The organism is Citrobacter sp. LST-B2, assembly GCF_057983045.1.
Genome location: NZ_CP192598.1, coordinates 4,090,230 through 4,114,116, shown reverse-complemented (window position 1 = coordinate 4,114,116; position 23,887 = coordinate 4,090,230). Strand labels below are relative to the sequence as shown.

The 23,887-nt window shown below is 51.8% G+C and carries 25 protein-coding genes and 3 tRNA genes; 13 read left to right on the top strand and 15 right to left on the bottom strand.

Features of this window, described 5'->3' with window-relative positions:
- Window positions 1–47 precede the first annotated feature (47 nt).
- The gene (locus ACQ0PY_RS19760; RefSeq protein WP_042999315.1) at window positions 48–1,019 is read right to left on the bottom strand and encodes a C4-dicarboxylate TRAP transporter substrate-binding protein; all 972 of its coding nucleotides are present in this window, start codon (window positions 1,017–1,019) and stop codon (window positions 48–50) included.
- 171 nt (window positions 1,020–1,190) lie between these two features.
- Complete coding sequence (locus ACQ0PY_RS19755) at window positions 1,191–2,096, bottom strand: GntR family transcriptional regulator (RefSeq protein WP_042999316.1); 906 nt, start codon at window positions 2,094–2,096, stop codon at window positions 1,191–1,193.
- Window positions 2,097–2,235: 139 nt separating this feature from the next.
- Here ACQ0PY_RS19755 and ACQ0PY_RS19750 point away from each other — a divergent pair, with 139 nt between their 5' ends.
- Window positions 2,236–3,258 carry a zinc-binding alcohol dehydrogenase family protein gene (locus ACQ0PY_RS19750; RefSeq protein ID WP_044264455.1) on the top strand — a complete coding sequence of 341 codons (1,023 nt, stop codon included), beginning with the start codon at window positions 2,236–2,238 and terminating at the stop codon, window positions 3,256–3,258.
- Between the two features lie 57 nt (window positions 3,259–3,315).
- On the opposite strand, the gene opgB is transcribed toward ACQ0PY_RS19750, so the two are convergent.
- From opgB to ACQ0PY_RS19720, 6 genes are all read right to left on the bottom strand, one after another.
- Window positions 3,316–5,607, bottom strand: coding sequence for a phosphatidylglycerol--membrane-oligosaccharide glycerophosphotransferase (gene opgB / locus ACQ0PY_RS19745; RefSeq protein WP_109739491.1), 2,292 nt, complete (start codon window positions 5,605–5,607; stop codon window positions 3,316–3,318).
- A gap of 272 nt (window positions 5,608–5,879) precedes the next feature.
- On the bottom strand, window positions 5,880–6,371 hold the full coding sequence (locus ACQ0PY_RS19740) for a YjjA family protein (protein WP_109739490.1): 492 nt from the start codon (window positions 6,369–6,371) through the stop codon (window positions 5,880–5,882).
- A 60-nt stretch (window positions 6,372–6,431) separates the two neighbouring features.
- On the bottom strand, window positions 6,432–7,169 hold the full coding sequence (gene dnaC, locus ACQ0PY_RS19735) for a replicative helicase loader DnaC (protein WP_109739489.1): 738 nt from the start codon (window positions 7,167–7,169) through the stop codon (window positions 6,432–6,434).
- Window positions 7,170–7,171: 2 nt separating this feature from the next.
- Window positions 7,172–7,711, bottom strand: coding sequence for a primosomal protein DnaT (gene dnaT, locus ACQ0PY_RS19730; RefSeq protein ID WP_109739488.1), 540 nt, complete (start codon window positions 7,709–7,711; stop codon window positions 7,172–7,174).
- Window positions 7,712–7,807: 96 nt separating this feature from the next.
- A complete protein-coding gene (locus ACQ0PY_RS19725; protein ID WP_042999321.1) occupies window positions 7,808–8,281 on the bottom strand; it encodes a threonine/serine exporter in 474 nt (157 codons plus the stop codon).
- The gene (locus ACQ0PY_RS19720; protein WP_042999322.1) at window positions 8,272–9,048 is read right to left on the bottom strand and encodes a threonine/serine exporter family protein; all 777 of its coding nucleotides are present in this window, start codon (window positions 9,046–9,048) and stop codon (window positions 8,272–8,274) included. The genes ACQ0PY_RS19725 and ACQ0PY_RS19720 overlap by 10 nt, the downstream gene beginning before the upstream one ends.
- A 295-nt stretch (window positions 9,049–9,343) precedes the next feature.
- Between ACQ0PY_RS19720 and pobA the strand changes: the two genes are divergently transcribed.
- The 4 genes from pobA (at window position 9,344) to bglJ (ending at window position 13,009) form a co-directional block, all read left to right on the top strand.
- Window positions 9,344–10,531, top strand: a complete 1,188-nt coding sequence (gene pobA, locus ACQ0PY_RS19715) for a 4-hydroxybenzoate 3-monooxygenase (RefSeq protein WP_042999323.1) — start codon at window positions 9,344–9,346, stop codon at window positions 10,529–10,531.
- Window positions 10,532–10,543: 12 nt separating this feature from the next.
- Window positions 10,544–11,419 (top strand): helix-turn-helix domain-containing protein, encoded by an 876-nt coding sequence (locus ACQ0PY_RS19710; protein WP_042999324.1) that lies wholly within the window; start codon window positions 10,544–10,546, stop codon window positions 11,417–11,419.
- Between the two features lie 274 nt (window positions 11,420–11,693).
- Window positions 11,694–12,416 (top strand): helix-turn-helix transcriptional regulator, encoded by a 723-nt coding sequence (locus tag ACQ0PY_RS19705; RefSeq protein WP_109739487.1) that lies wholly within the window; start codon window positions 11,694–11,696, stop codon window positions 12,414–12,416.
- A complete protein-coding gene (gene bglJ, locus ACQ0PY_RS19700) occupies window positions 12,377–13,009 on the top strand; it encodes a DNA-binding transcriptional activator BglJ (RefSeq protein WP_044253909.1) in 633 nt (210 codons plus the stop codon). The genes ACQ0PY_RS19705 and bglJ overlap by 40 nt, the downstream gene beginning before the upstream one ends.
- 26 nt (window positions 13,010–13,035) lie before the next feature.
- Here the strand turns inward: bglJ and ACQ0PY_RS19695 are convergent, their stop codons facing one another.
- Window positions 13,036–13,494 carry a YbaK/EbsC family protein gene (locus ACQ0PY_RS19695; RefSeq protein WP_042999327.1) on the bottom strand — a complete coding sequence of 153 codons (459 nt, stop codon included), beginning with the start codon at window positions 13,492–13,494 and terminating at the stop codon, window positions 13,036–13,038.
- A gap of 235 nt (window positions 13,495–13,729) precedes the next feature.
- On the opposite strand from ACQ0PY_RS19695, the gene ACQ0PY_RS19690 reads away from it, so the two are divergent.
- Window positions 13,730–15,076, top strand: a complete 1,347-nt coding sequence (locus ACQ0PY_RS19690; RefSeq protein WP_042999328.1) for a PTS sugar transporter subunit IIC — start codon at window positions 13,730–13,732, stop codon at window positions 15,074–15,076.
- A gap of 28 nt (window positions 15,077–15,104) precedes the next feature.
- Here ACQ0PY_RS19690 and fhuF read toward each other — a convergent pair whose 3' ends face one another.
- Both fhuF and ACQ0PY_RS19680 read right to left on the bottom strand, forming a co-directional pair.
- Window positions 15,105–15,893 (bottom strand): siderophore-iron reductase FhuF, encoded by a 789-nt coding sequence (gene fhuF / locus ACQ0PY_RS19685; protein ID WP_044253918.1) that lies wholly within the window; start codon window positions 15,891–15,893, stop codon window positions 15,105–15,107.
- Window positions 15,894–16,005: 112 nt separating this feature from the next.
- A complete protein-coding gene (locus ACQ0PY_RS19680) occupies window positions 16,006–17,070 on the bottom strand; it encodes a GGDEF domain-containing protein (protein ID WP_042999330.1) in 1,065 nt (354 codons plus the stop codon).
- Between the two features lie 244 nt (window positions 17,071–17,314).
- Between ACQ0PY_RS19680 and ACQ0PY_RS19675 the strand changes: the two genes are divergently transcribed.
- The gene (locus tag ACQ0PY_RS19675) at window positions 17,315–17,551 is read left to right on the top strand and encodes a DUF1435 domain-containing protein (RefSeq protein ID WP_080343205.1); all 237 of its coding nucleotides are present in this window, start codon (window positions 17,315–17,317) and stop codon (window positions 17,549–17,551) included.
- Window positions 17,552–17,576: 25 nt separating this feature from the next.
- On the opposite strand, the gene ACQ0PY_RS19670 is transcribed toward ACQ0PY_RS19675, so the two are convergent.
- From ACQ0PY_RS19670 to rsmC, 4 genes are all read right to left on the bottom strand, one after another.
- Window positions 17,577–17,663: transfer RNA gene (locus ACQ0PY_RS19670), tRNA-Leu, on the bottom strand.
- A gap of 31 nt (window positions 17,664–17,694) precedes the next feature.
- Window positions 17,695–17,781, bottom strand: a tRNA-Leu gene (locus tag ACQ0PY_RS19665).
- A 28-nt stretch (window positions 17,782–17,809) separates the two neighbouring features.
- Window positions 17,810–17,896: transfer RNA gene (locus ACQ0PY_RS19660), tRNA-Leu, on the bottom strand.
- A 297-nt stretch (window positions 17,897–18,193) separates the two neighbouring features.
- A complete protein-coding gene (rsmC, locus tag ACQ0PY_RS19655; protein ID WP_042999332.1) occupies window positions 18,194–19,225 on the bottom strand; it encodes a 16S rRNA (guanine(1207)-N(2))-methyltransferase RsmC in 1,032 nt (343 codons plus the stop codon).
- Window positions 19,226–19,327: 102 nt separating this feature from the next.
- On the opposite strand from rsmC, the gene ACQ0PY_RS19650 reads away from it, so the two are divergent.
- From ACQ0PY_RS19650 to ACQ0PY_RS19625, 6 genes are all read left to right on the top strand, one after another.
- Entirely contained in the window at window positions 19,328–19,741 is a 414-nt protein-coding gene (locus tag ACQ0PY_RS19650; RefSeq protein ID WP_042999333.1) for a DNA polymerase III subunit psi, read from the top strand.
- Entirely contained in the window at window positions 19,710–20,156 is a 447-nt protein-coding gene (gene rimI, locus ACQ0PY_RS19645; RefSeq protein WP_042322031.1) for a ribosomal protein S18-alanine N-acetyltransferase, read from the top strand. The genes ACQ0PY_RS19650 and rimI overlap by 32 nt, the downstream gene beginning before the upstream one ends.
- A gap of 14 nt (window positions 20,157–20,170) precedes the next feature.
- Window positions 20,171–20,848, top strand: a complete 678-nt coding sequence (yjjG, locus tag ACQ0PY_RS19640; protein ID WP_043001822.1) for a pyrimidine 5'-nucleotidase — start codon at window positions 20,171–20,173, stop codon at window positions 20,846–20,848.
- A gap of 92 nt (window positions 20,849–20,940) precedes the next feature.
- Window positions 20,941–22,530: a peptide chain release factor 3 gene (gene prfC, locus ACQ0PY_RS19635; protein WP_044327055.1), complete on the top strand. Its 1,590-nt coding sequence runs from the start codon at window positions 20,941–20,943 to the stop codon at window positions 22,528–22,530.
- A 414-nt stretch (window positions 22,531–22,944) separates the two neighbouring features.
- Complete coding sequence (gene osmY, locus ACQ0PY_RS19630; RefSeq protein WP_042999335.1) at window positions 22,945–23,562, top strand: molecular chaperone OsmY; 618 nt, start codon at window positions 22,945–22,947, stop codon at window positions 23,560–23,562.
- 131 nt (window positions 23,563–23,693) lie between these two features.
- Window positions 23,694–23,855, top strand: a complete 162-nt coding sequence (locus tag ACQ0PY_RS19625) for a DUF1328 domain-containing protein (RefSeq protein ID WP_003019081.1) — start codon at window positions 23,694–23,696, stop codon at window positions 23,853–23,855.
- The last annotated feature ends 32 nt before the right edge of the window (window positions 23,856–23,887 follow it).

Genomic DNA, 23,887 nt, shown 5'->3' with positions numbered 1-23,887 from the left:
CGCCCTGGCCTTGAGAGAAAAAGGTTTAGGGCGATCTGGGCCTGTATTTATTGCAGTTGCTGTTGAATGGTTTCATACAAACCCGGCGTCCACTCCGGGAATTGCGTGTACACGTCGCGAGCTTTCTGGCGGAATGCTTCAGTATCCGGGTAAATTACTTCGACGCCTTCCGCTTCCATGGCCTTCAGCATTTCGGCGTCGCGTTCAATCGTTAATTTTTGGCTATAGAGACCCGCTTCATAACCCGTTGAGTGAATCAATTCCAGCTGCTCAGGAGAGAGCGTACTGAAAAAGGCTTCGCCACCAATCCATACCGAGGTGTTGGTCAGGTAATTGACCATCGACAGATATTTCGCCTGCTCAAACAGTTTTTGTCCTTGCAGAACAGAAATCGGGTTTTCAACGCCATCAATAACGCCCTGAGTCAGTGCAGGGTAAACTTCACCCAGCGGCATAGGGGTTGGCGTGGCGCCCATTGCCTGAATGGCTTTAATTTGCATGACATTATTTGGTACGCGGATTTTCATCCCCGCCAGATCTTCCACTTTGCGAATCGGTTTTTTAGAAATAATCTGACGGGTGCCGTACAGATAATTGTTCATCACCACATGAATCCCTTTTTTCTTCAGGTCTTCATTTTTTTGACGGAACCAGTCGCTCTCATAGATTTTGAAGAGTTTTTGCGGATCGTCAGTCAGATAAGGTCCAAACAAAATACCTAAATCAGGTTCATAATCGGCAAGGAAAGCCACGTCGGTGAGCGTGATGACGTTCATTCCCATCATGGCTTGTTCAGTCACATCTTGTTTTGACCCTAGCTGTGAGCTGGGATAGAGAACCAGGGTTATTTCTCCATTACTTTTTTTATTCAGAATGTCAGCCCAGTAGCGCATCACCACATCTAATGGCTCGCCTGGATTATTCTCATATGCGACTTTAATAGAAAGCGGTTTAGCCTGAATGGTGAATGGCAGAAAAAAAGTACAAACAGTAATCAGCACGGCTATTATCTTGTTCATTTTCTACTTGCTCCCAGGGGTCAACGAATAAAACCAACTTTTTTACTGGCGAAAAAATTCAGAGTGAATCCTGCCTAATCAGAAAGTAAGCAGAAAGTCATCATGGTGCTGTATGCGTTGTATGAAATCGTGCTCTTGCTAAAGGTTTGTTGTTTTTAATGTGTTTTTAATTTACTCGTTTTCTTGTCGAATAGAGCGAATCATCGATTGCTTCGCCGTATTCAGGTGGTTACGCAGTGCAAGAAGCGCATCGAGATCGCTGCGGCAAATCAGCGCGCTGAGGATGGTCATGTGCTCATCAATGGCGATGATATTGCGTTGTTTAAGATCGCGCTCATCCCACTGGTAATGGAAATGGAAGATTACTGAAATAATCTCAAGTGATTGATTGAAAAATATATTATCGGCAGCGGAGAGCAGCAGTGCGTGAAAATCACGGTCCAGCAGGGAGAACATACGGAAGTCGCTGCCGACGCTGTCGCGCAGCGTACGGTGGCGTTCCAGCAGCATTTTGGCCTGCAGCCAGCGCGGATCGTCATCCGGCAGATTGAGAAAATGCTGTAGCGCATGGGTTTCCAGCATCTCACGCAGCTCAAAAAGCTGTTCTGCATAGGACTGATCGAACTTTTTCATGCTCCATTGGCCGCGTTTCTCGCTCTGGATGAGATCGTAACGTCCAAATTTTAAAAGGTATTCTCGTACCACCACCGGGCTGACCCCAGCCGCTCTGGCCAGTTGAAGTTCAGAGAACGTCTCGCCAGCGCGAAGCTGGCGTTGGTTAATCATCGTATAAAACGCCTGCTCAAAAATACGGTTCTGCTCGGCCATGGAGGCGGTGGTACAGGCAAAACCATCATCATGTTCGGGGCTTCGGGTAATGACGTGGTCGTTGCCGACCAGAGTCAGCACGCCGCACTCGCTGAGGTGGTTCAGCATGTGGCGCACGGTGGTACGGCTGATGTTGTACATCTCAGCTAAGGCGCTTTGCGACGGCAACGGTGAAGGAAGGTGGCCGCGCGCCATATCATCGATCACCTGGTTAATAACATTGTGACGTAAATTTTGCGAACGGCTCATCGGGATCTCCTTTTGACTGCATTAAAACCCGATTTAAAACATTTTAATGCGCAGAGTTTCACAAATTAGCTTTCTCGTTACGCGGCTATTTCTATTTTCATCAATATCTGAAGCAACAAAGAAACAGGAGCGCATAACGATGTCCACAATGAATATGTTGATTTGCCAGGAACCCAAAAAATTAATTCATGAGAAACGCGAAATTCCAATTCCGGATAAACAGGAAGCGCTAATTAAAATTAAGTCTGTCGGTATTTGCGGAACCGATATTCATGCCTGGGGAGGTAATCAACCTTTTTTTAGTTATCCGCGCGTGTTAGGCCATGAAATATGTGGGGATATTGTGACGCTCGGCGAGAAGGTGACGCAGTTTAAAGTGGGTCAACAGGTAGCGGTGATCCCGTATGTCGCCTGTCAGCAGTGTCCGGCGTGCCTGGGAGGACGAACGAACTGCTGCGAGAAGATCTCGGTGATCGGCGTGCATCAGGACGGGGGGTTTAGCGAGTATCTCAGCGTGCCGGCGACCAATCTGCTGTTGGCGGAGGGGATTGATCCTCAGGCTGCGGCGTTGATCGAGCCTTACGCGATTAGCGCGCATGCGGTACGCCGTGCCGCTATCGCCCCCGGTGAGCAGGTATTGGTCGTTGGAGCCGGACCGATTGGGATCGGCGCGGCGGCCATTGCCAAAGCAGAAGGGGCGCAGGTGGTGGTGGCCGATACCAGCGCTGCACGTCGCGAACACGTTGCTTCTCGTCTTGACCTGCCGGTAGTGGATCCCTCTGCGGCAGATTTTGAGGCTCAACTGCGCGCGCTGTTTGGCGGTTCACTGGCGCAGAAAGTGCTCGATGCGACGGGGAACCCGCATGCCATGAACAATAGCGTTAACTTGATCCGCCACGGCGGCACCATCGTTTTTGTCGGGCTGTTTAAAGGCGACTTGCAGTTCTCTGACCCGGAATTTCACAAGAAAGAGACCACCATGATGGGCAGTCGTAACGCCACGCCGGAGGATTTTGCGAAAGTGGGACGACTGATGGCAGAAGGCAAACTGAGCGCTGAAATGATGCTTACGCATCGCTATCCGTTCAGCCAGCTTGCGGAGATCTTCGAACAGGATGTGATTAACAACCGGGCGTTGATCAAAGGAGTGATTACGTTCTGACGATTGCCATGCAGCGCCCGGAGTGGTGTTGGGCGCTGTTTTTTTTATTGTCGGTGGTCAGCCCTGAGCGCTGACCACTTTGATTTCAACCATTCCGATCCCCAGCTTACGCGGTGAGTGACCGAGGATGTTGCCTTCGTTGGTCGGGATCGGATCGGGCGGGACAATCACCAGCGTATCGGACTCTGTCGGGTTGTCGAAATGCAGCGTGGTGGTGGTGACATCGTGACCTAGCACCAGCGTCTGCTCTTCCTTGCCTACGCGCACCGGAATGGGACGATTCGCATTGTCGCCGAAGGCTTTCGCGGTGATCACCAGATCGAATTTTTTCGGCAGCGGCTGTTTGTACTCGATCTTCACTTCTTCTGCCAGTTGCGCGTTAGACCAGCGTCCCCAGGATTCCGGACGAGAAATCCCGCTGAACTGCTTCACCTCTTCCGGCGCGCCTGCCACGTTGAAGATAAAGCTGTCGGCTTTATAGCGGATGTCGTTGTCGACAATTTTCAGGGTATCGACGTTGCCTTTATAGCGTTCCATGTCGATCATTGTGTCTTTAAAGGCCGTCTTACCTTTCCACTGCGCTTTATCAACATGCTGGACGATTTGCTCACCGCCAAGCTGCCCCTGCGAGACACACCAGTCGGTTGAGAGCGCCAGTTCCGGTGACCACAACTGGCCCATCTTGTAGCAGCGATCGACCCAGACGAAGTTATCGCGCGGGGCAAAGTCGGCAAGCTGGTAGCGCAGCGGAGCGGAGTATTCACTTTCCGGCAGTGGCTCGACGCGCTTATCCGACACCCGCAGCAGCAGCGGCAGACGGAAATGGCTGCCGGAGAAGGCGATCATATTTTTATCCCGGTCGACGGTGAAATCTTTCATCTCTTTCGGGAAGTTCCACAGGCGAATGATGTCCGGCTTCATGGCGAGGATCTTTTCTTTGCTGTTGAGGAACACTTCCGACATCGACTGACCTGACAGGCTACTACGCCCCAGGCCAATAAAGTTATCGCCGCCGAGAATATCCAGCACCGTGGCGCCGTTATCCATGGTGTTACGTTTGACCGCCAGCGTATCCTGCTGAGGTTTGTCGCCACGTATCACGAAGAACAGGTTGTTGCGATCCTGCTTGTTCAGGTATTTCCATGCGCTGTTGTTCATCGCCAGATGGTCTGAAGAGACCACAATCACCGTATTTTTAAACCACGGTGATGCTTTGATTTTATTGATAAATGCCGCGATATTTTCCTGACTACAGCTGACGGCGCTAAAAGACTGGTTAGGTTTACCGTCGAAATCATAGCGTTTTCGCTGACAGGCACGTGAGATAAAGCCATCCGGATGATGGGTATCAACGGTCAGGGTAAACAACGAAAAACGCTGGCCGGAACGGGAGAGCTCTTCGAACTTCTTCCACGCTTCATCCAGTACCGTATCGTCATAGAAGCCCCAGTCATTGCGGTAATTCGGATCGGCGACGACGCTTTTTAACTCTTCGGCGCCATACAGATAATCGAAGCCGTGGGACTTCAGGAACACGTCTTTCCCGGCAAAACGCAGGTTTGCCCCTTGCACAAAGTGGTTTTGATAGCCGGAGTTTTTCAGGATATCCCCGAGGCAGATATTTTGCGGGAAGAAGCTGGAGACTGACGCTGACGCGTTGCCTTCAAACGGCGCGAACAGGGGAATACCGCACTGGGAAGCGACCATTCCGGCGATGGTGTAGTCTGTACCCGGTAACTGCTGGGTATGGCTGAAATCCATGCCTTCGTTTTTCAACGCGCCGAGTTCCGGGGTGAGTTCCGGGAAGGCCTCATTGTCGAAATAGGTACGCTCCAGGCTTTCACCGTAGATGTACACCAGATTCAGTTTCGGATTGGGGATGCTTTTCGCCGGTTCTTTATAGTAGGCCGCGAAATCGGGATCGCCCTCGCGGGTTTGGGATTTAACCAGCTCGCTTATCTGACGAAATGCCGGGCTGGCATCGACGGAGCCCAGCGCCAACAGCAGTGCCAGCAGGCTGTAACCAAAATGGTGGGGATGATGGCGACGACGACGCAGCACCCAGCCCAGCGTGCCAAAGACCACCACAAGCGCTAATGCAATGCCGATGCCCGGCAGAATGTATTTGCCGACACCGGCCCCTGTCAGACTGTTCGTCAACGTGTAGAGTACGGCATCGTTAATTCCATCACCGGTGAAATAGTCGCTGGCGAAAAGCGTGATATTCAGAATCACAAAAAGTCCCAGCACCGTCAGGGTAGCGATAAACCACCAGGTGTTGCGACCCGCTTTGCAGGCATAAATCAATACAGAGGCAAGAAACAGCGCGATGGAGAGTAACTCAGACAACGGACGATCCTCACAAATAGCCTTGTGATTAGGCTTTAAACCAGGCCTTCGACTGGCAGATTAGCGTTTACAGAAAGTACAATGTAATGGGGTTGTCACTTAGCTGCAATTCTAGTGACATTTAATTACCTTGTTATTCAGAATTGGTTTAGAAAGAGGCTTTTTTGATCGCCGTCACTTCCCTCCATGCCTGGGATGAGCATGAAAGAAGGGCGAAAAGGGGGGAGAAGCGCCGCGACTGGCGGAAAACGACCAAAACGCGGCGTCGGGGATCAGGAAATAAAGTTCATACCCTGTTTGAGTACCAGGTCGCAGGCTTTGGTTTTCACTTTTTCTGCGAGCGGCGTGCTGCCGATATTGTTCAGGTTAAGCTGCTGACCGTCTTTGGTATTGAGCAGACCCTGAATGCCGTCCAGATAGTTGGTGTCCTGCTTTTGCTCGGTAGCGCCGAGGCCAAGCTTATCCAGTACCTGATTTTTCACATTTTCCGCATCGGTAACGGACGCCAGCTTCTGCTTCGCGCAGTATTGCAAAATCCCGGCGGCGTTATTCATATTGTTCGCACTCAGCGCCTGGTTGCCGCCGTTCAGCAGGCTGGTCAGGGAAGAGAGCGAGGTGCCGCTTTGCGATGAGGTGGTACTCTGCTTGCTCAGTTCGCTGGCGGCGCTGGAGAGCGAGTCTTGCCATGAGGCGGCGAAAGTACTGGCTGCGAAGCAGGCGCTGGCCGCGATCGCGCAGCACAGCAAACGTTTTGTCGTTTTCATTGTGATTACTCGTGTATAGAACTTTGTCGGAGTATAGCGCCGCTCAGTCTAAGAATGGTCTTAATACTCTTTGCCGGTTACCCGACTGCGGAAACTGTCCCAATCGAAAGTTACCCACAAGCTGTTGCCCAATCGCATGCGATCCATCACGCGTTCACCCAGCAGTTTGGTCATCTCTTCCATACTACTGTTAGTGAGCATGCCAGTCGGGCGCTTTGAAGAGGAACGACGATCGACGATCTGGTTGATGATCACCTTTTCATAGCGTGATTCGGTTTGCATACCAATTTCATCGATGACCAGCAGATCAACATTGCTCAAATCGTTGAGCAACTGCTCTTCGCTGGTTTGGCGATTGCTGAACGTCTCTTTCATCGCCGACATGATGTCCGCCACGGTGATTATCAGCACTGACTTCCCGCGCAGCAGCAGCTCGTTGCAGATTGCCGCAGCCAGGTGGTTTTTCCCAGTACCTGGTTTACCATAAAAAATAAAGCCCGCTATATTACCATCGAAAGCTTCAACATATTGTCGTGCTTTGCTTAAGGCATTCATCTGACCATCATTCTCAACGTGGTAGTTATCGAACGAGCAGTTTTGATGTAATGGACGGATGCCGGAACGGTTAAAAGTGCGCTGCATTTTCATCGCCCGGTTTTCGCGAGCCAGTGCGGCGGCACGAATTTCACCTTGCTCCTTCTGCCATGCCAGCAGCTCTTCACCCGTTTTGAACGCCGGTTCGATATGGGCGGGCATCATTTTTTGCAGACGTTTCATTAGATCGCCAACGTTTTTCATTATTACCCCCTAAAGCCTGGCGGAATACGAGTATCAATTTCCGAGATCGTGTTCACATCGCGCTTCGGCAGGCCGCCGTTGCTTGCGCGGCCGATCTGGACGCTGCGCGCCAGTTTTTGCTGCCACTGCACATGATGAAACACTTTGCCTTCCGCTTGCCAGTAAGTCACGAACGAAGCCAGCTCTTCAGCGGTGACCGGCTCTCTTAACGCCACGCCCCACAGTGCGGCCTGACGCTGAAAGTCGGCATCCGGCTGCCAGGCGGGATACATGGCGAATTTCCCCAGCGGTACGGCGACCGGCACCGGTTGCGGTTCTTCATAAAACTGTGCATCCAGCGTCACATCGCTCCCAGGACGAGCGAGCTTTTCTTCGAGCGCCAGCAGTTGCGCCAGGCGTGCGGGGGTCAGCGCATAAAAAGCCGGGGCGTTATTGGCAAACACCGCCACCGCGCCAGCTTCAGACTTCGCCAGCACCGTCTGGTGATCGTGTAATAAGGCGTCAATACCAATGACGTCCGGGGTCAAAATTCTGGATGACATAACGTTTCTCAATACCGACTACAACCGAGAAGGGACACTGCTTCTATAGTAACACACCGATGAGGAGGAGCGGCAGGGATGCGCCTGCCGCGGCGATTAAACGCGTGGGCGTTTTCGGTAGAGCCACAAGCCGGGCACGGAGAGTCCGATCGAAAGCGCGCCCACAATCGACGAGGCTTTCAGGAAATTGGTCAGCAGCGTAATCATCAACGGTTCGCTGTAGCCGAAGTGGCCGATTTTCACCGCAGAGATCATTGCCGTGTAGGCTGAAATTCCGGGGAACATCGGGATCACCGCCGCAACGGTAAACACTTTGGGATGCGCCAGATACCAGCGCGACCATTGGATGCCGATGCTGCCGACAAGCAGCGAGGCAACAAACGTTGACCATTCAATATTAAACCCGGCGGTCATCATCACCATACGCGAACCGTGACCGAGCGCACCGAGCAGCGCGCACCAGGGCAGGGCGCGGTGGGGGACGTTAAAGACCATCGCAAACCCCAGTGCCGGGATCGCGGAAAGCAGCATGTCCTGCATCAGCGCGAGAATGAAATCGATTATACCCATCCGCGAAGCCCCCAAAGTGTCAGCGCCATGACCACGCCCACGCAGGTTGCGAGCGTCAGCAAGCTGGCGATCGCCCAGCGCGCCAGACCGGTATTGATGTGTCCTTTAAACATATCCGCCACCGCGTTGATCAGCGGAAAACCGGGAACCAGCAGCAGGACGCTGGCGGCCATCGCCACCGTGGGCGTCTGGCTAAAGGCGGGAAGGTGTAACATCAGACCGGAAATGGTGGTCGCGACAAAAGCCGTGACGCAAAAGTTGATCTGTGGATGCAAATGACGATGCGCCAGGATTTGACGAATATACATCGCCACCATGCTGGCAAAAAAGGTAATCACCGCGCCGTCCCAACCGCCGTTATTCAGCTTACAGAAGCAGGCGCAGGAGAGGCCGACCATCAACGCGACCAGCCAGCGCGGATAGCGCAGGGGCCTGACCTGGCTGAAACGTTTCTCGACGCCTTTGTAATCCAGCAGCTTATGTTCGGCGAGAATGACGATGTGCTGAACCTCAGTGACTACATGCATATTAATACCGCGATCCTGGTTTTTTCGCGTGGAGGTCAGGCATTGCCCATCTTTAATAGTGGTCAGAACGATAGCATTGGAGGAGATAGCGCTTTCGACGCTGTCCATCCCCAATGCCAGCCCAAGTCGGGTAGAGAGTTCATCAACCAACGCGCTCTCCGCGCCGTGTTGCAGTAAAAAAAGCCCACACTGAATGCATAACCGTGTAACCGTTCGCTGTAATGACTGCTCTTCTTGCATGACTCGCCCTGGCTGAAAAGACGCGTTACGTACTGTCGAATGACGAAAGACATCTTTGTATCACGAAGTGCGCGTTTTTTGGCTCCGGCTGAGATCAATCTTTCTGTTGAAAAAAGAACCCGCTCTACGGTGGCCGGAATTTGAACTGCGCCACAGTTTTGCTAAATCGGTGAAAAGTGCAATTTTTAACCGCATTTAGCCCTTCTTTTTCTGTGTCTGCTTATCAAAAATGCAATTTGAAACTTTTATTCAACATTGATTAAACAAATAATCAACGATGCAGATGAGGAATGTGATGAAAACTCAGGTCGCAATTATTGGGGCAGGACCTTCCGGCCTGCTACTGGGACAACTACTGCATAAGGTGGGGATCCGCACACTCATCATTGAACGTCAGACGCCGGAGTATGTGCTGGGGCGCATCCGGGCGGGGATCCTCGAGAGTGGGACGGTTTCGCTTTTGCGGGAAGCTGGTGTGGCGCAGCGCATGGACAGCGAAGGTCTCGTACATCATGGCGTTGAGTTTATTTTTGATGGCAAACGCATTCCCGTCGCGCTGAGTGAATTGACCGGCGGCAAAAGCGTGATGGTCTACGGACAAACGGAAGTCACACGGGACCTGATGCAAGCGCGTAGCGACTGTGGTGCGCCTACGATTTATGGCGTTCAGCAGGTAGACATTCACGATGCTAAAAGTGACCGTCCTTTTGTCACGTTTGAGAAAGAAGGGGAGAAGTGCCGCATTGAGTGCGACTTCATTGCCGGGTGTGATGGATTCCACGGCGTTTCCCGACAAAGTATTCCGCGTGATGTCATTCGCGAATACGAAAGCATCTGGCCGTTTGGCTGGCTGGGGCTGCTGGCCGATACGCCGCCAGTCAATCCGGAGTTGATTTATGCGCATCATGAGCGCGGATTTGTACTTTGTAGTCAGCGCTCACTAACCAGAAGTCGCTACTATTTGCAGGTCCCGCTCAGCGAACAGGTGGACTCCTGGAGCGATGAACGTTTCTGGGGCGAGCTGAAACGGCGTCTGCCTGATGAACTGGCCATGAAGTTAGTGACTGGTCACTCACTTGAAAAGAGTATCGCGCCATTACGTAGCTACGTGGTGGAACCGATGCAATATGGCAAGCTCTTTCTGGTTGGTGATGCGGCGCATATCGTGCCGCCGACCGGTGCAAAGGGACTGAATCTGGCCGCGTCTGATGTGAATTATTTATGGCGTATTTTGACGCAGTACTATCAGCACGGGCGTAACGACCTGCTGGCGACCTATTCCCGACTGGCCCTGAACCGGGTATGGAAGGGGGAGCGTTTCAGCTGGTTTATGACCCATCTGCTGCATGATTTTCAGGGAAAGAGCGATTTTGATCGCAAGATGCAGGAGGCGGACCGTCAGTACTATCTGGGCTCGCAAGCGGGACTGACGACGATCGCGGAGAACTATGTCGGACTGCCTTACGAAAAGATTGGTGAGTAATGAGGAAAAATGATGCCACCGGCTGACATTGTCCCTGTTTTTAAATTGTATGGTGAACACCAGGGATGGCCCACTCCCGACCTGCTGCACTGCGAATCAATTCATCAGCGCAGCAGTTTATATGAGTGGCATATTCGGGTGCATCAGCATGCGGAGATCGTCCAGTTGCTCTACTTGCATCGGGGGGAGGCAACGATTGAAATCGAGGGGCAGACGACGGTGATGCGTGATGCCTGTATTCAGGTCGTCCCTGCGCTTTGTGTCCACGGTTTTCGCTTTTCCCCCGGGACGCAAGGTTACGTTCTTTCTCTGGCGTTACCGCTGATTGGCCGCCTGGAGTCTCAGTTCCCACAGCCGTTGTCATTGCTCACTACCCCTCAGTGCGTGCCGGTGGCTCAGTCTCGCAGCCACATCCGCACGTTGTTTTCCGCCTTGCAGAGGGAGTATCAGACGGATAACGAGGCGCGGGAAATGATGCTGTTTTCATTGCTGAGCGCGCTGCTGGTCTGGCTTCGTCGGCAGCGTCTGCCGGTTCAGCCACCGAATGACACCCTGGCGCGCCGGCGTAGCGCAATACGCCTTTTTGCCCGGCAGATTGAGAGCCACTATCGCGAACATCTTCCCCTTGCAGAATACGCGCATCGAATCGGGCTTTCCGCAAATTACCTGAATCAGTTATGCCGTGAATTTCATCATTGCAGTGCATTAAGCGTTTTGCATCAGCGGTTGATGCTCGAAGCCAAACGTAGCCTGCAATATACCAGCATGACGGTAAGCCAGATCTCCGACTATCTGGGATTCAGCGATGTTACCTATTTTTCCCGCTTCTTTAAAAAACACGCCGCGTTGTCTCCGAAGGCATACCGGGAATATATTAAGAATAAATAGCTTGTCCAAATTTGGATAAATAAAAAATTCATATATAAAATAAGAATGTTTAATATCCTGTTCTGGAATGCGACGTATCTATCGACAATATCGACTTGTATTATACCCCGTGATAGTTGTATAACCGCATTTTACGGAATTAACGTTAAAACACCAGGGATAAACAATTCATATTGTCTATTGTTTTGTTTTTTGTATTGCATAATTGTATGTGTTAATTCAAATGCGATTCATTAATAACAGAAAGATAAAAGCATATGAATATGGAGGATATATGTTGCCAGGATGCTGCAAAAACGGAATTGTCATCAGTAAAGTTCCCGTGATACAAGCGGGACTCCACGGGGTTATGCAACTGCATTTCCCGGAGTATGAACTCACCATCTGTAGTGTCGTAGAAGAACTCACGCCACTACAACTGCGTCGGACGGAATTGGTGATCGTGGATTTAACCGGTGACTGCCATCACCCGCGCACTGTCTGCGAGCGATTCTACGCACTTCTTTCTCAATACCGTGATATCCACTGGGTTTTCATGGTGTCGCGCGCGTATTACGCGCAGGCGGTCGAATTGTTGATGCGCCCCTCCAGTACGCTGCTGTCTGATGTCGAACCGATTGAGAGTCTGGTAAGTACTATCCGCTCGGGACACAGCAGCCCTGACCGAATCAGCAAAATGCTGTTGTCACCCCCAGAATTAGAACCTCAGGAATTTGGTTCTCACGCCATTCTTTTAACGCTATCAGAGCGAAAAGTACTGCGCCTGCTGGGGAAAGGTTGGGGGATTAATCAGATTGCGGCATTACTTAAAAAAAGTAACAAAACCATCAGCGCCCAAAAAAATAGCGCGATGCGCCGATTATCAATACACAGTAATGCGGAAATGTACGCATGGATTAACAGTTCTCAGGGAGCCAGGGAGCTGAATTTACCTTCAGTATATGGAGAGACAGCAGAATGGAAAATAGAAACTGTACGCGAAATGTCGCACTCATAGAAAAATGTGTTATGAGTGGTATTGGTATTCAGAGTTTATTTAACGCAACGTTTGATAGCCAATATAAATTACACCTCTATTTGACGCTGGATGATTTTCAACAGGCGATGGGTACGACTGCTTTTTCTGCCATTATTTTCTCTCTCTCCTCGATCAGAAAAGACAGGCGGGTGGGGTTGATGAGTCTGATCGAACTGGCTGAAAATTATCCCGGCATGCGTCGCCTGGTGATCGCGGATGATGATGTTGAAGCGCGTTTAATCAGTGCACTGTCGCCCTTACCGTTGGATGGCGTACTGAGCAAAGCCGCTTCGCTCCCCGCGCTGCAGGAGGCGTTATTTACTGCGCTAGGCGGTACGCGGCGGATCAGCGAAAGTAACAGCAATCTCTGGTATCTCAATCAGAGTCGTATGCTGAGCCCGACAGAGCGTGAGATTTTGCGCTTCATGTCCTGCGGTTATTCAATGCCGCAAATCGCGACAGAACTGGCGCGAAATATTAAAACCATCCGGGCGCACAAGTTTAATGTGATGTCGAAACTGGGCGTCAATTCTGACGCCAGTTTACTGCATGCGGCGGATATTCTGCTTTAATCGCCGCGAAAGCAAAGGGTTGATGTTTACTGGCACACATCAACCCAGGTGGCGGAAGTCAGCTCAGCCATGCGCTCTGGCGTAATACGCACTGCGCTATGAGTGGCACCGGCGGCCGGAAGGACTTCGGTGAACGATCGTAAAGAGACGTCACAATAAACAGGCAACGGGGTTTCCAGCCCGAAAGGACAAACCCCGCCAATGGGATGTCCCGTCGCGTTGACGACTTCATCACTGCTCAGCATACGGGCTTTGGCACCGAAAGTGCTTTTGAGTTTTTTATTGTCCAGTCTTGCATCGCCTTTGGCGACGACCAGGATGATGGCGTCCTTAACCTTCAACGAAAGGGTCTTCGCTATCTGTCCGGGCTGTACGTTATGCGCTTTTGCCGCCAGCTCAACCGTCGCGGTGCTTTGATTTAATTCAATGATTTCAATATCCGGGGCATGTTCGGCTAAAAATTGCCGTACCGATTGCAGACTCATTTGATTCTCCTGACACCATTTCTACAGTCCTCAACGCTTCAGAAAACTGCTGGCGTAATTTGGCATAAGTCTTCCAGTACTGTAAATATTTTAATGTAACAAACCAGCAACATGGGCGATTTTTCGATCCTCTTCACATTCACGGAAACCGGTTACCGTAACCGGTTGCAGTCCTCGAAAGAGCGATTAATACTGGAGCTGTCACTTCCTCTGTATCACATAAAAAGAGCCACTTATGAAATCTACCAACCATGCAGTCTTTAATGTGATTTTCCGGTTTGTTGAAAACTATGTCAGCCCGATTGCCGGGCGCATTTCTTCACAGCGTCATGTTATGGCTATCCGTGACGGCTTTATCTCTGCGATGCCATTTATGATTGTCGGATCGTTTTTGTTGGTATTTGCTTATCCTCCGTTTTCACCCGATACCACCTGGGGCTTTGCCCGGACCTGGCTGGATCTGGCGAAGCAGTTTGAAGGGCAGATCCTGACCCCCTTTGATATGACCATGGGGATCATGTCGATCTACATCTGTGCCGCCATTGCCTATAACCTGGGCAAACATTACGTCAAGTCATATCAGTTGGACCCGTTCATGTGCGCCATGCTCTCTATCATGGCGTTCTTACTGGTCGCCGCGCCTAAAACAAAAGGCACTCTGCCGGTGGACAGCCTCGGCGGAACGGGGATTTTTACGGCGATTCTGGTGGCGCTTTACTGCGTAGAAATGATGCGCTTTCTGAAAGCGCATAACATCGGCATTCGTTTACCCGATCAGGTCCCGCCGATGATCAAAAACTCATTCGATCTGCTGATCCCGGTGCTGGTGGTGGTGTTGACATTATACCCACTCAGCCTGCTGATTCAGGCACAGTTCGACATGCTCATCCCACAAGCCATTATGTCCATCTTCAAACCGCTGGTATCCGCTGCCGATTCTCTGCCAGCGATTTTACTGGCGGTACTGATTGGCCATCTGTTGTGGTTTGCCGGTATTCATGGTGCGGCGATCGTCTCCGGGATGCTGCAAATGTTCTGGCTGACCAACCTGGGTATGAACCAGACTGCGCTGGCGCAGGGGGCACCGTTACCGCATATTTTCATGGAGGCATTCTGGACGTTCTTCATCGTGATTGGCGGGTCGGGTGCGACGATGGGGCTGGTGATTTGCTATCTGCGCAGTCGTTCCGTACATCTGCGCTCAATAGGCCGACTGAGCGTAGTACCCAGTATCTTTAACATTAACGAGCCGGTGATTTTCGGTACGCCAATTGTTATGAATCCGGTGTTCTTTATTCCTTTCCTGTTAGCGCCGATGGTGAACGCCGTGCTGGCATGGGCGGCGATGAAACTGGATCTGATTGGTCGTGTAATTTCGGTTGTGCCATGGACTGCGCCAGCGCCAGTCGGAGCCGCGTGGGCATTAGGCTGGGATTATCGTGCTGCAATTCTGGTGGTGCTTCTGGCAATCGTTTCAGCCGTCATCTACTTCCCGTTCTTTAAAGTGTACGAGAAGCAACTGCTGGAACAAGAGGCGGAAGAGGCACAACGTTCAGACGCGGAAAACGAGCAGATTGCGTAGTTATCATCAGGGGGCGAACGCTCCCTGACTACTTCAGCGTACAGTCACCACACTGCTGAACGTCCGGCAGACGATAACGCTGACAGCATGTTCTGCGTACCAAGACGCCTTCACGAGGGACGACCGTACGCCAGAGCGGGTTGTCAGCCCCACAGGACAACTGCTTTTCAAAGAAGCAGGTCTGGCGCAGCGTATTCAACAATGTTTCACCCAGCAGCGGTTTCATTTCAGTGAGATACCAGTTAATCAGATAGCCGGTATTGCTCCAGATAAGTTTGCCGTTGATCTCTCCGGTCGCCTCTAGTGCCTGGATGACCGGCGTCAGCGCCTGCTTAACCAGCGTTTCCATGCGTGCCTGCGGGGATTGCGTTGTCGCCAGTTGATCCTGATGTACGTCGATCCAGAAGCACGCAGCACGCCCGGTTTCGTGAAACTCAACGTGGATATGTTCGGGCGAGACATCAATGGCTGTTTCCTGCGTGAGCAGGGCTAGCATGAGGGGAGGTACCATCAGACCGATGTACCACTGCGCCCACAGCGAGATTAGCGGCTTATTTTCGCGCGACTGCGTGGGATGGTTGCGATAAATATGATCGGAGTAAATTGCCAGCAGAGACTGAAGCTCGCTGGGGCGACACCATTGTGCCAGCGTCATCGCACTTTGTGGTGCGGGTTCATCCAGACGGATAAAATCCAGCAGATGCTCACGCGTCTGGGCTATGGTTGCGCGTACGGCTTCGGCCAGCGAGGGCATCGGTGGCTGGAGATGCGTTCGCCAGATGACATCGTCAATGATCGGTGCGGAACGATAGGCCATAGTCTGGATAGCAATCTAAATGATAATGATTGCCAATCCTAACGATAGCGATAACCGATAGCAAGATCTTTGTCAGCTGACGTTTAACAGCGCACGAATGCGTCATCGTGCGTCAGGCGATACCCGGATCGTCACTGACTAAAATATGGTTACGACCCAAATCCTTAGCTTTATAGAGCGCCTGATCGGCATGAAGAATGGCCCCTTCGACATCGCTCCCCACCAGAGGCGCAATACCGATACTGATCGTGACGTGAGTTGCGACGCTTTCATTGAACATATGGGGAATTTTGAGATCGTAAACATTCTGTCGGATGCGTTCCGCTACCGTGCGGGCGGTTTGTGGGTCGATCGCCGTCAGTAACACCATAAACTCTTCCCCCCCAAACCGGGCGACGACATCACGTGAACGTACAGCGTTGCGGATCGCAGCAGAAACGCGGATCAGCGCCTGATCGCCCATCATATGCCCATAGTGATCGTTGTAGGCTTTGAAATGGTCGATGTCGATCAGTAAAACGTAATGCTCATGCGTGTCGAGTTCCAGCACGGCTTTCAGCTTATGCTGGAGTCCCCGCCGATTGTACAGGCCCGTTAATGGGTCAAGCATGCTCAGGTCAGTCAGTGTCTCTTTTTCGGCGAGCAGTTTGAACATCAGTTGCTGGGCGAAGTCGTCATAGCGCTTTTGAATCACATGCTGAATCGCGATACCGGCCATGGGCAGGGCCATAAAAAAGAGTAACTGCAGGCCATGTTCGTGGCCGTTTAGCCATAAACAGACGAATAAGGATGGCAGCGAATGAAGGGTGAAAGCGATGATATTATTGGCAAAAGCAATTGAGCCAATAAATAACACCGTTAGCAGTGCAACCAGTAAAAAAGAATAGTCAGGATTCTGCTGAGCCAGGTATTTCAGCGTAATGTGCGCTGCCCATAACCCACCAAAGAGTAGCGAGATAGCATGGAGATTAATCCGCTTCTTCGCATACTTTACATGCCATGTCAGTAACGCAGTGCTCAGCACAAGGATGAGAGATCCTGGTGTGGAGATGGTTTTACTGGGAAAGATCGGAAAGGCTACGGCAAACAACGCGGAAACAGCGTTGAGAAACAAAAAGAGTCGCAGAGAGAGTTGGTATTTTTTCGTGCGCAGAGTTTGCCAGGATTGTGCAGTCATATCTTAACGTCATTATTTATCTAACAATTACACTGTTCAGGTCACACAAATAATGGGCGAGAAGATGCTCGCTTAAGTTCAGATTATTGTGTCTCTATGTTTACCGCTGTGCAATTTATCACCTTAAATAATTCGTGTCATCATTACTTAAGTAAAGCTCATGTAAGTGGTCTATGGATTACTGACAAATGAGAAAATTTATCATATGATATTGGTTATCATTATCGGTATGAGAGGTGAAACCATGTTGCAACGGGCGCTGGGCAGTGGATGGGGAGTCTTGCTGCCGGGGATCGTGATTGCCGGGCTGGCGTTTGCCGATCTTTCTCTCGGGGCATGGAAGACCATTATTGTATTCGGGTTACTGCTGACACCGGCTATGCTTTATCACAAACATTTGCGGCACTTTGTATTGTTACCATCATGTGTTGTGTTGATCGGCGGAATGATGCTGGTGATGATGAACTGGAATCAGGGATGAATTTTGGAGAGGAAGGTAAGATAATTGGTGCGAGGGGGGGGACTTGAACCCCCACGTCCGTAAGGACACTAACACCTGAAGCTAGCGCGTCTACCAATTCCGCCACCTTCGCACAGTTATCTTACTTTTTGATATCGCCTCGTTGGTGCGAGGGGGGGGACTTGAACCCCCACGTCCGTAAGAACACTAACACCTGAAGCTAGCGCGTCTACCAATTCCGCCACCTTCGCCCAGTGCGAGCAATATCAACGTGGTTTATGGTGCGAGGGGGGGGACTTGAACCCCCACGTCCGTAAGGACACTAACACCTGAAGCTAGCGCGTCTACCAATTCCGCCACCTTCGCATACCATCGATTCTTAAAAAGAATCGCTACCACGGAGGCGCATTCTAGTGGTTTTCAGTTTTTCGTCAATAGTTAATTACGTAGGATAGCGGTGATTGCTGCAAAAACGGCCATTCACATGGCCGTTCAGACTGCTGACAAAGAAGGAAAAAACGTGGTTTTTCCTTCTTTGTGGTTATCAGCCGAAAATCAATGAGTTGATTTTCCTTGTTTTTAATGAGGTGTTCTCTGCTTGTCCGGTATCGGGATGAGGTTTGTCATCCCTCTCAACGGCCATTCGCATGGCCGTTATCGCGACTAGGCTTTTTTCGCCTGGCGGGTCATGACCGTACGATACACTTTGAAGCGTCCGGTCTGGGCGATGACCTCGTGGAAGCCAAAGGTCTCATCCAGTACCTGCGGATACGGCAGGAAGGCGTTAGCAACTATGCGCAGTTCACCGCCACTGTTCAGATGACGTACGGCACCGCGAATCAGAGATTGTGCGGCATCAAGGCTGGTTTGCATGCCGTCATGGAACGGTGGGTTAGAGATGATCATATCAAAGCGTCCCGTCACTTCAGAGAAGACGTTGCTGGCAAAGACTTCACCCTCAATGCCGTTCGCCGCCAGGGTGGCGCGACTGGCTTCCACCGCCGGCGCGGCGACGTCGCAGAGCGTTAAACGCACTTTCGGCGAGTGACTGGCCAGCGCGACAGAAAGTACACCTGCGCCACAGCCGACGTCCAGCACTTTACCTTTAGTGTGTGGTGTCAGCGTGGAGAGCAGTAACTGGCTGCCGACATCCAGACCATCGCGGCTGAAGACGCCAGGCAAGGTTTTGATCGTCAGCCCATCAACGTGGTACTCGCCCCAGAATTTATCGGCATCAAACATCGGCTGCGTTTCCAGACGACCATGATACAGGCCGCAACGACGCGCGCTGTCAATTTTGTTCAGCGGGGCATATTCCGCCAGCATTTGCTCGGCGCTACGTACGCCACTGCGGTTTTCACCGACTACGAAAATGTCGGTTCCCACAGGAAGCAGCGACAGAATATTCATCAACTGAAACTGGGCTTCCGGCTTGTTTTTCGGCCAGTAATAGATAAAGGTGTCGCAGTCGGCAACGTCTTGCGCTTGTGCGACAAGGCTGAAACGTGCGTTGTCGCCCATCTGGCGGCTCAGCACCTGCCAGTGGTGGAACTGTTGGGTATGCACGCGGCGGTCTGCGCTTTCAAAGCGCGCGGGCAGGTCATCCTGCAAGTCTCCGGCAAACAGAATACGGCTTTGTTCGAAATCATCACTGTGGCGCAGCAAGACTTCACTTGCCGGGGTAAAAGCAGACATGGAAAACTCCTTAATTCATACAGCGGGCGATTATAGACGTTTGATGGCGTCTATTCGACTAATTTGCTATATTTGCGCCCCTGAATACAGGAGCGATTCGCTATGACAACCCGACGAGACTGGCAGTTACAGCAACTGGGCATTACCCAGTGGTCGCTGCGTCGCCCCGGCGCGTTGCAGGGAGAGATCGCGATTTCCATTCCTGCGCACGTCCGTCTGGTGATGGTCGGTGAAACACTGCCGCCGCTGACAGAACCTCTGGTCAGTGACATTCTGCGAGCCTTAACGCTGAGCCCCGATCAGGTATTGCAGGTGACGCCCGAACGCGTCGCGATGCTGCCGCAGGGCAGCCGCTGCAACAGCTGGCGACTGGGTACAGATGCGCCGCTGACGCTGGAAGGCGCGCAGATTGCAACGCCGGCATTTGATGAATTGCGGGTAAACCCAACGGCACGCGCCGCACTATGGCAACAAATCTGCACACATGAACACGATTTCTTCCCTCAGTCAGAGTGATTTACCCGCCGCGTTTCAGATTGAAAAGCGCGCCCATGCGTTTCCCTGGAGTGAGCACACGTTTGCCAGTAATCAGGGGGAGCGTTATCTCAACTATCAATTGACGGTAGAGGGGAGAATGGCGGCGTTTGCCATTACGCAGGTAGTGCTGGATGAAGCTACGCTGTTCAACATTGCCGTTGATCCCGATTTTCAGCGCCGGGGATTAGGGAAAGCGCTGCTGGAACATCTCATTGATGAATTAGAAAAACGCGGCGTCCTGACGCTGTGGCTGGAGGTTCGCGCTTCCAACGTTGCCGCCATCGCACTGTATGAAAGCTTAGGCTTCAACGAGGCAACGATTCGCCGCAATTATTATCCGACCGCTGACGGTCGTGAGGACGCCATCATAATGGCACTGCCAATCAGTATGTAAAAGAAGGTGTAATGATGAAGTGGGACTGGATTTTCTTTGATGCCGACGAAACGCTGTTCACGTTTGACTCGTTTACTGGCTTACAGCGGATGTTTCTCGACTACAGCATCACCTTTACCGCTGAGGATTTTCAGGACTACCAGGCCGTGAATAAACCGCTATGGGTGGATTATCAGAACGGCGCGATCACCTCATTACAGCTTCAGCATGCCCGCTTCCAGAGCTGGGCAGAACGGTTAAAGGTGGAACCGGGCTCGCTTAACGATGCCTTTATGAACGCGATGGCCGAAATTTGCGCGCCGCTGCCAGGGGCCGTTTCGCTGCTCAATGCGATACGCGGCAAAGCCAAAATTGGCATTATTACCAACGGTTTCACCTCCTTACAGCAGATCCGCCTGGAGCGCACGGGACTACGCGACTACTTTGATTTGCTGGTCATTTCTGAAGAAGTAGGCGTGGCGAAGCCGGATCCGAAGATTTTTGATTACGCCCTGGCGCAGGCGGGCAATCCCGATCGTGATCGGGTGCTGATGGTTGGAGATACCGCCGCGTCCGATATTCTTGGCGGCAGCAACGCCGGGCTTTCTACCTGCTGGCTGAATGCGCATCATCGCGAGCAGCCCGAAGGCATCGAGCCGACCTGGACCGTATCGTCATTACACGAACTGGAGCTGCTCCTGTGTAAACACTGATTGCCTCCCCCCCGCTGATGGGTAAAATAGCCGCAATTTTTCGTATTCAACATGCGCGGTGCGATGCCGCGTTTACTCAAGAAGAATGAACTATGACGTTGTCTCCTTATTTGCAGGAGGTGGCCAAGCGCCGCACTTTTGCCATTATTTCTCACCCGGATGCGGGTAAAACGACCATCACTGAGAAGGTGTTGCTGTTCGGACAGGCGATCCAGACTGCCGGTACGGTAAAAGGCCGTGGTTCCAGCCAGCATGCGAAATCAGACTGGATGGAAATGGAAAAGCAGCGTGGGATCTCCATTACCACCTCCGTGATGCAATTTCCGTATCACAACTGCCTGGTTAACCTGCTGGACACCCCGGGGCACGAAGACTTCTCCGAAGATACCTATCGTACCCTGACGGCAGTGGACTGCTGTCTGATGGTGATCGACGCCGCGAAAGGCGTCGAGGATCGTACCCGTAAGCTGATGGAAGTCACCCGTCTGCGCGATACGCCTATCCTGACTTTTATGAACAAACTCGACCGCGACATCCGTGACCCGATGGAGTTGCTGGACGAAGTTGAGAACGAGCTGAAAATCGGCTGTGCGCCGATCACCTGGCCGATTGGCTGCGGCAAGCTGTTCAAAGGGGTTTATCACCTCTATAAAGATGAAACCTATCTGTATCAGACGGGTAAAGGCCATACCATTCAGGAAGTGCGCATCGTTAAAGGTCTGGATAACCCGGATCTCGACGCGGCCGTTGGCGAGGATCTGGCGCAGCAGTTGCGTGACGAACTGGAACTGGTGAAGGGCGCCTCTAACGAGTTTGATAAAGAGCTGTTCCTGGCGGGCGAAATTACCCCGGTCTTCTTTGGTACCGCACTGGGTAACTTCGGCGTTGACCACATGCTGGATGGTCTGGTGGAGTGGGCGCCAGCGCCAATGCCACGCAAGACCGATACGCGCGTGGTGGAAGCGGAAGAAGAGAAGTTCACTGGCTTTGTCTTTAAAATTCAGGCCAACATGGATCCGAAACACCGTGACCGCGTGGCATTCATGCGCGTTGTTTCCGGCAAGTACGAAAAAGGCATGAAGATGCGTCAGGTCCGTATCGGCAAAGACGTGGTGATCTCTGACGCGCTGACCTTTATGGCCGGTGACCGTTCGCATGTAGAAGAGGCTTACCCGGGCGATATCCTCGGTCTGCACAACCACGGTACAATCCAGATTGGCGATACTTTCACCCAGGGTGAAATGATGAAGTTCACCGGTATACCGAACTTCGCGCCGGAACTGTTCCGTCGTATTCGCCTGAAAGATCCGCTGAAGCAGAAACAGTTGCTGAAGGGGCTGGTACAGCTTTCCGAAGAAGGTGCGGTACAGGTGTTCCGCCCGATCGCCAATAACGATCTGATTGTGGGCGCGGTCGGGGTACTGCAGTTCGACGTGGTTGTTGCCCGTCTGAAGAGCGAGTACAACGTTGAAGCCATTTATGAATCTGTCAACGTGGCGACGGCACGCTGGGTGGAATGCGCTGATGCGAAGAAATTCGAAGAGTTTAAGCGTAAGAATGAAGTTCAGCTGGCACTGGATGGCGGTGATAACCTGACCTACATCGCACCGACGATGGTGAACCTCAACCTGACGCAAGAGCGTTATCCAGACGTTCAGTTCCGTAAGACGCGCGAACACTAATTACCCCTTCAGGGCGCGGCTACCGCTGCGCCCTGCGACTTTTCCAGCCTTATTACCCCCTTGCGGAATGTTCTTAAATCCCTCTGTTTTGCTTATGACTGCCTGTTTTTTATGCAATCCTCCGCGCTTTTTCAAAATTGTGATCTATATTTAACAAAGTGATGACATAAACATTGGCTTTAAATACCGTTCAACTCGTGAATCTAAGTAGTTAAAGCTAATGTCTGGTGTTGTCACGATATTAATAACTGACTCAGAGGGGCACCTGTCAGCGTATCATCATCACCTTTTCTGTTGCGTGATTGTGACCGCCGCCATTGACTTCTGAGCTGGGTGAATTTTTCACCACATTCAGCAATGCAACCTTATGTTGCCTGAGCTCAAATTATGAGCAAACCATACAGGAAAAAATCGATGACTATGACAAGACTGAAGATTTCTAAAACTCTGCTGGCCGTGATGTTGACCTCCGCTGTGGCAACGGGTTCTGCGTATGCAGAAAACACCACAATGGATAAAGCGCAATCCGGTGTAGAAAGTGCAGGGCAGAAAGTCGATAGCTCTATGAATAAAGTCGGTAATTTCATGGATGACAGCGCCATTACCGCCAAAGTGAAAGCGGCACTGGTGGATCATGAAAACATTAAGAGTACCGATATTTCCGTCAAAACCGAGCAGAAAGTCGTAACGCTGAGCGGCTTCGTCGAAAGCCAGGCGCAGGCGGAAGCGGCCGTGACCGTGGCGAAAGGTGTTGAAGGCGTAACCTCCGTCAGCGACAAACTCCACGTGCGCGACAGCAAATCAGACTCCGTGAAAGGCTATGCCGGCGATACGGCAACCACCAGTGAGATCAAAGCGAAACTGCTGGCGGATGACATCGTTCCTTCTCGCAAAGTGAAAGTAGAAACGACCGATGGTGTGGTCCAGCTTTCCGGCACCGTGGATTCCCAGGCGCAAATCGAGCGCGCTGAGAGCATCGCGAAAGCCGTTGATGGCGTAAAAAGCGTCAAAAACGATCTGAAAGCGCAGTAAGTCTTCGGTTTCTCCTCCGGCCCCGGTCGGAGGACGTCATGAGCACTAGCACTACACAAACAATAGCGTGAATGAGCAGCCTGAGCGCTCATATCAAGCGGTCGACATTAACTATGGTAAAGGAGAAGCGTATGTTTCGTTGGGGCATTATATTTCTGGTTATCGCGTTAATTGCCGCCGCTCTGGGATTTGGTGGACTGGCCGGTACGGCAGCGGGCGCGGCGAAAATTGTCTTCGTCGTCGGGATTATTCTCTTCCTGGTCAGCCTGTTTACAGGGCGTAAGCGGCCCTAGCGCGTAAAGCGTACAATGATTTTGCTGTCAAG

Bases quoted from the DNA above. Each gene is read 5' to 3' on its own strand.
- ACQ0PY_RS19760 (WP_042999315.1), bottom strand. From the start codon at position 1,019: ATGAACAAGATAATAGCCGTGCTGATTACTGTTTGTACTTTTTTTCTG.
- ACQ0PY_RS19755 (WP_042999316.1), bottom strand. From the start codon at position 2,096: ATGAGCCGTTCGCAAAATTTACGTCACAATGTTATTAACCAGGTGATC.
- ACQ0PY_RS19750 (WP_044264455.1), top strand. From the start codon at position 2,236: ATGTCCACAATGAATATGTTGATTTGCCAGGAACCCAAAAAATTAATT.
- ACQ0PY_RS19740 (WP_109739490.1), bottom strand. From the start codon at position 6,371: ATGAAAACGACAAAACGTTTGCTGTGCTGCGCGATCGCGGCCAGCGCC.
- dnaC (WP_109739489.1), bottom strand. From the start codon at position 7,169: ATGAAAAACGTTGGCGATCTAATGAAACGTCTGCAAAAAATGATGCCC.
- dnaT (WP_109739488.1), bottom strand. From the start codon at position 7,711: ATGTCATCCAGAATTTTGACCCCGGACGTCATTGGTATTGACGCCTTA.
- ACQ0PY_RS19725 (WP_042999321.1), bottom strand. From the start codon at position 8,281: ATGGGTATAATCGATTTCATTCTCGCGCTGATGCAGGACATGCTGCTT.
- ACQ0PY_RS19720 (WP_042999322.1), bottom strand. From the start codon at position 9,048: ATGCAAGAAGAGCAGTCATTACAGCGAACGGTTACACGGTTATGCATT.
- pobA (WP_042999323.1), top strand. From the start codon at position 9,344: ATGAAAACTCAGGTCGCAATTATTGGGGCAGGACCTTCCGGCCTGCTA.
- ACQ0PY_RS19710 (WP_042999324.1), top strand. From the start codon at position 10,544: ATGCCACCGGCTGACATTGTCCCTGTTTTTAAATTGTATGGTGAACAC.
- ACQ0PY_RS19705 (WP_109739487.1), top strand. From the start codon at position 11,694: ATGTTGCCAGGATGCTGCAAAAACGGAATTGTCATCAGTAAAGTTCCC.
- bglJ (WP_044253909.1), top strand. From the start codon at position 12,377: ATGGAAAATAGAAACTGTACGCGAAATGTCGCACTCATAGAAAAATGT.
- ACQ0PY_RS19695 (WP_042999327.1), bottom strand. From the start codon at position 13,494: ATGAGTCTGCAATCGGTACGGCAATTTTTAGCCGAACATGCCCCGGAT.
- ACQ0PY_RS19690 (WP_042999328.1), top strand. From the start codon at position 13,730: ATGAAATCTACCAACCATGCAGTCTTTAATGTGATTTTCCGGTTTGTT.
- fhuF (WP_044253918.1), bottom strand. From the start codon at position 15,893: ATGGCCTATCGTTCCGCACCGATCATTGACGATGTCATCTGGCGAACG.
- ACQ0PY_RS19680 (WP_042999330.1), bottom strand. From the start codon at position 17,070: ATGACTGCACAATCCTGGCAAACTCTGCGCACGAAAAAATACCAACTC.
- ACQ0PY_RS19675 (WP_080343205.1), top strand. From the start codon at position 17,315: ATGTTGCAACGGGCGCTGGGCAGTGGATGGGGAGTCTTGCTGCCGGGG.
- rsmC (WP_042999332.1), bottom strand. From the start codon at position 19,225: ATGTCTGCTTTTACCCCGGCAAGTGAAGTCTTGCTGCGCCACAGTGAT.
- ACQ0PY_RS19650 (WP_042999333.1), top strand. From the start codon at position 19,328: ATGACAACCCGACGAGACTGGCAGTTACAGCAACTGGGCATTACCCAG.
- rimI (WP_042322031.1), top strand. From the start codon at position 19,710: ATGAACACGATTTCTTCCCTCAGTCAGAGTGATTTACCCGCCGCGTTT.
- yjjG (WP_043001822.1), top strand. From the start codon at position 20,171: ATGAAGTGGGACTGGATTTTCTTTGATGCCGACGAAACGCTGTTCACG.
- prfC (WP_044327055.1), top strand. From the start codon at position 20,941: ATGACGTTGTCTCCTTATTTGCAGGAGGTGGCCAAGCGCCGCACTTTT.
- osmY (WP_042999335.1), top strand. From the start codon at position 22,945: ATGACTATGACAAGACTGAAGATTTCTAAAACTCTGCTGGCCGTGATG.
- ACQ0PY_RS19625 (WP_003019081.1), top strand. From the start codon at position 23,694: ATGTTTCGTTGGGGCATTATATTTCTGGTTATCGCGTTAATTGCCGCC.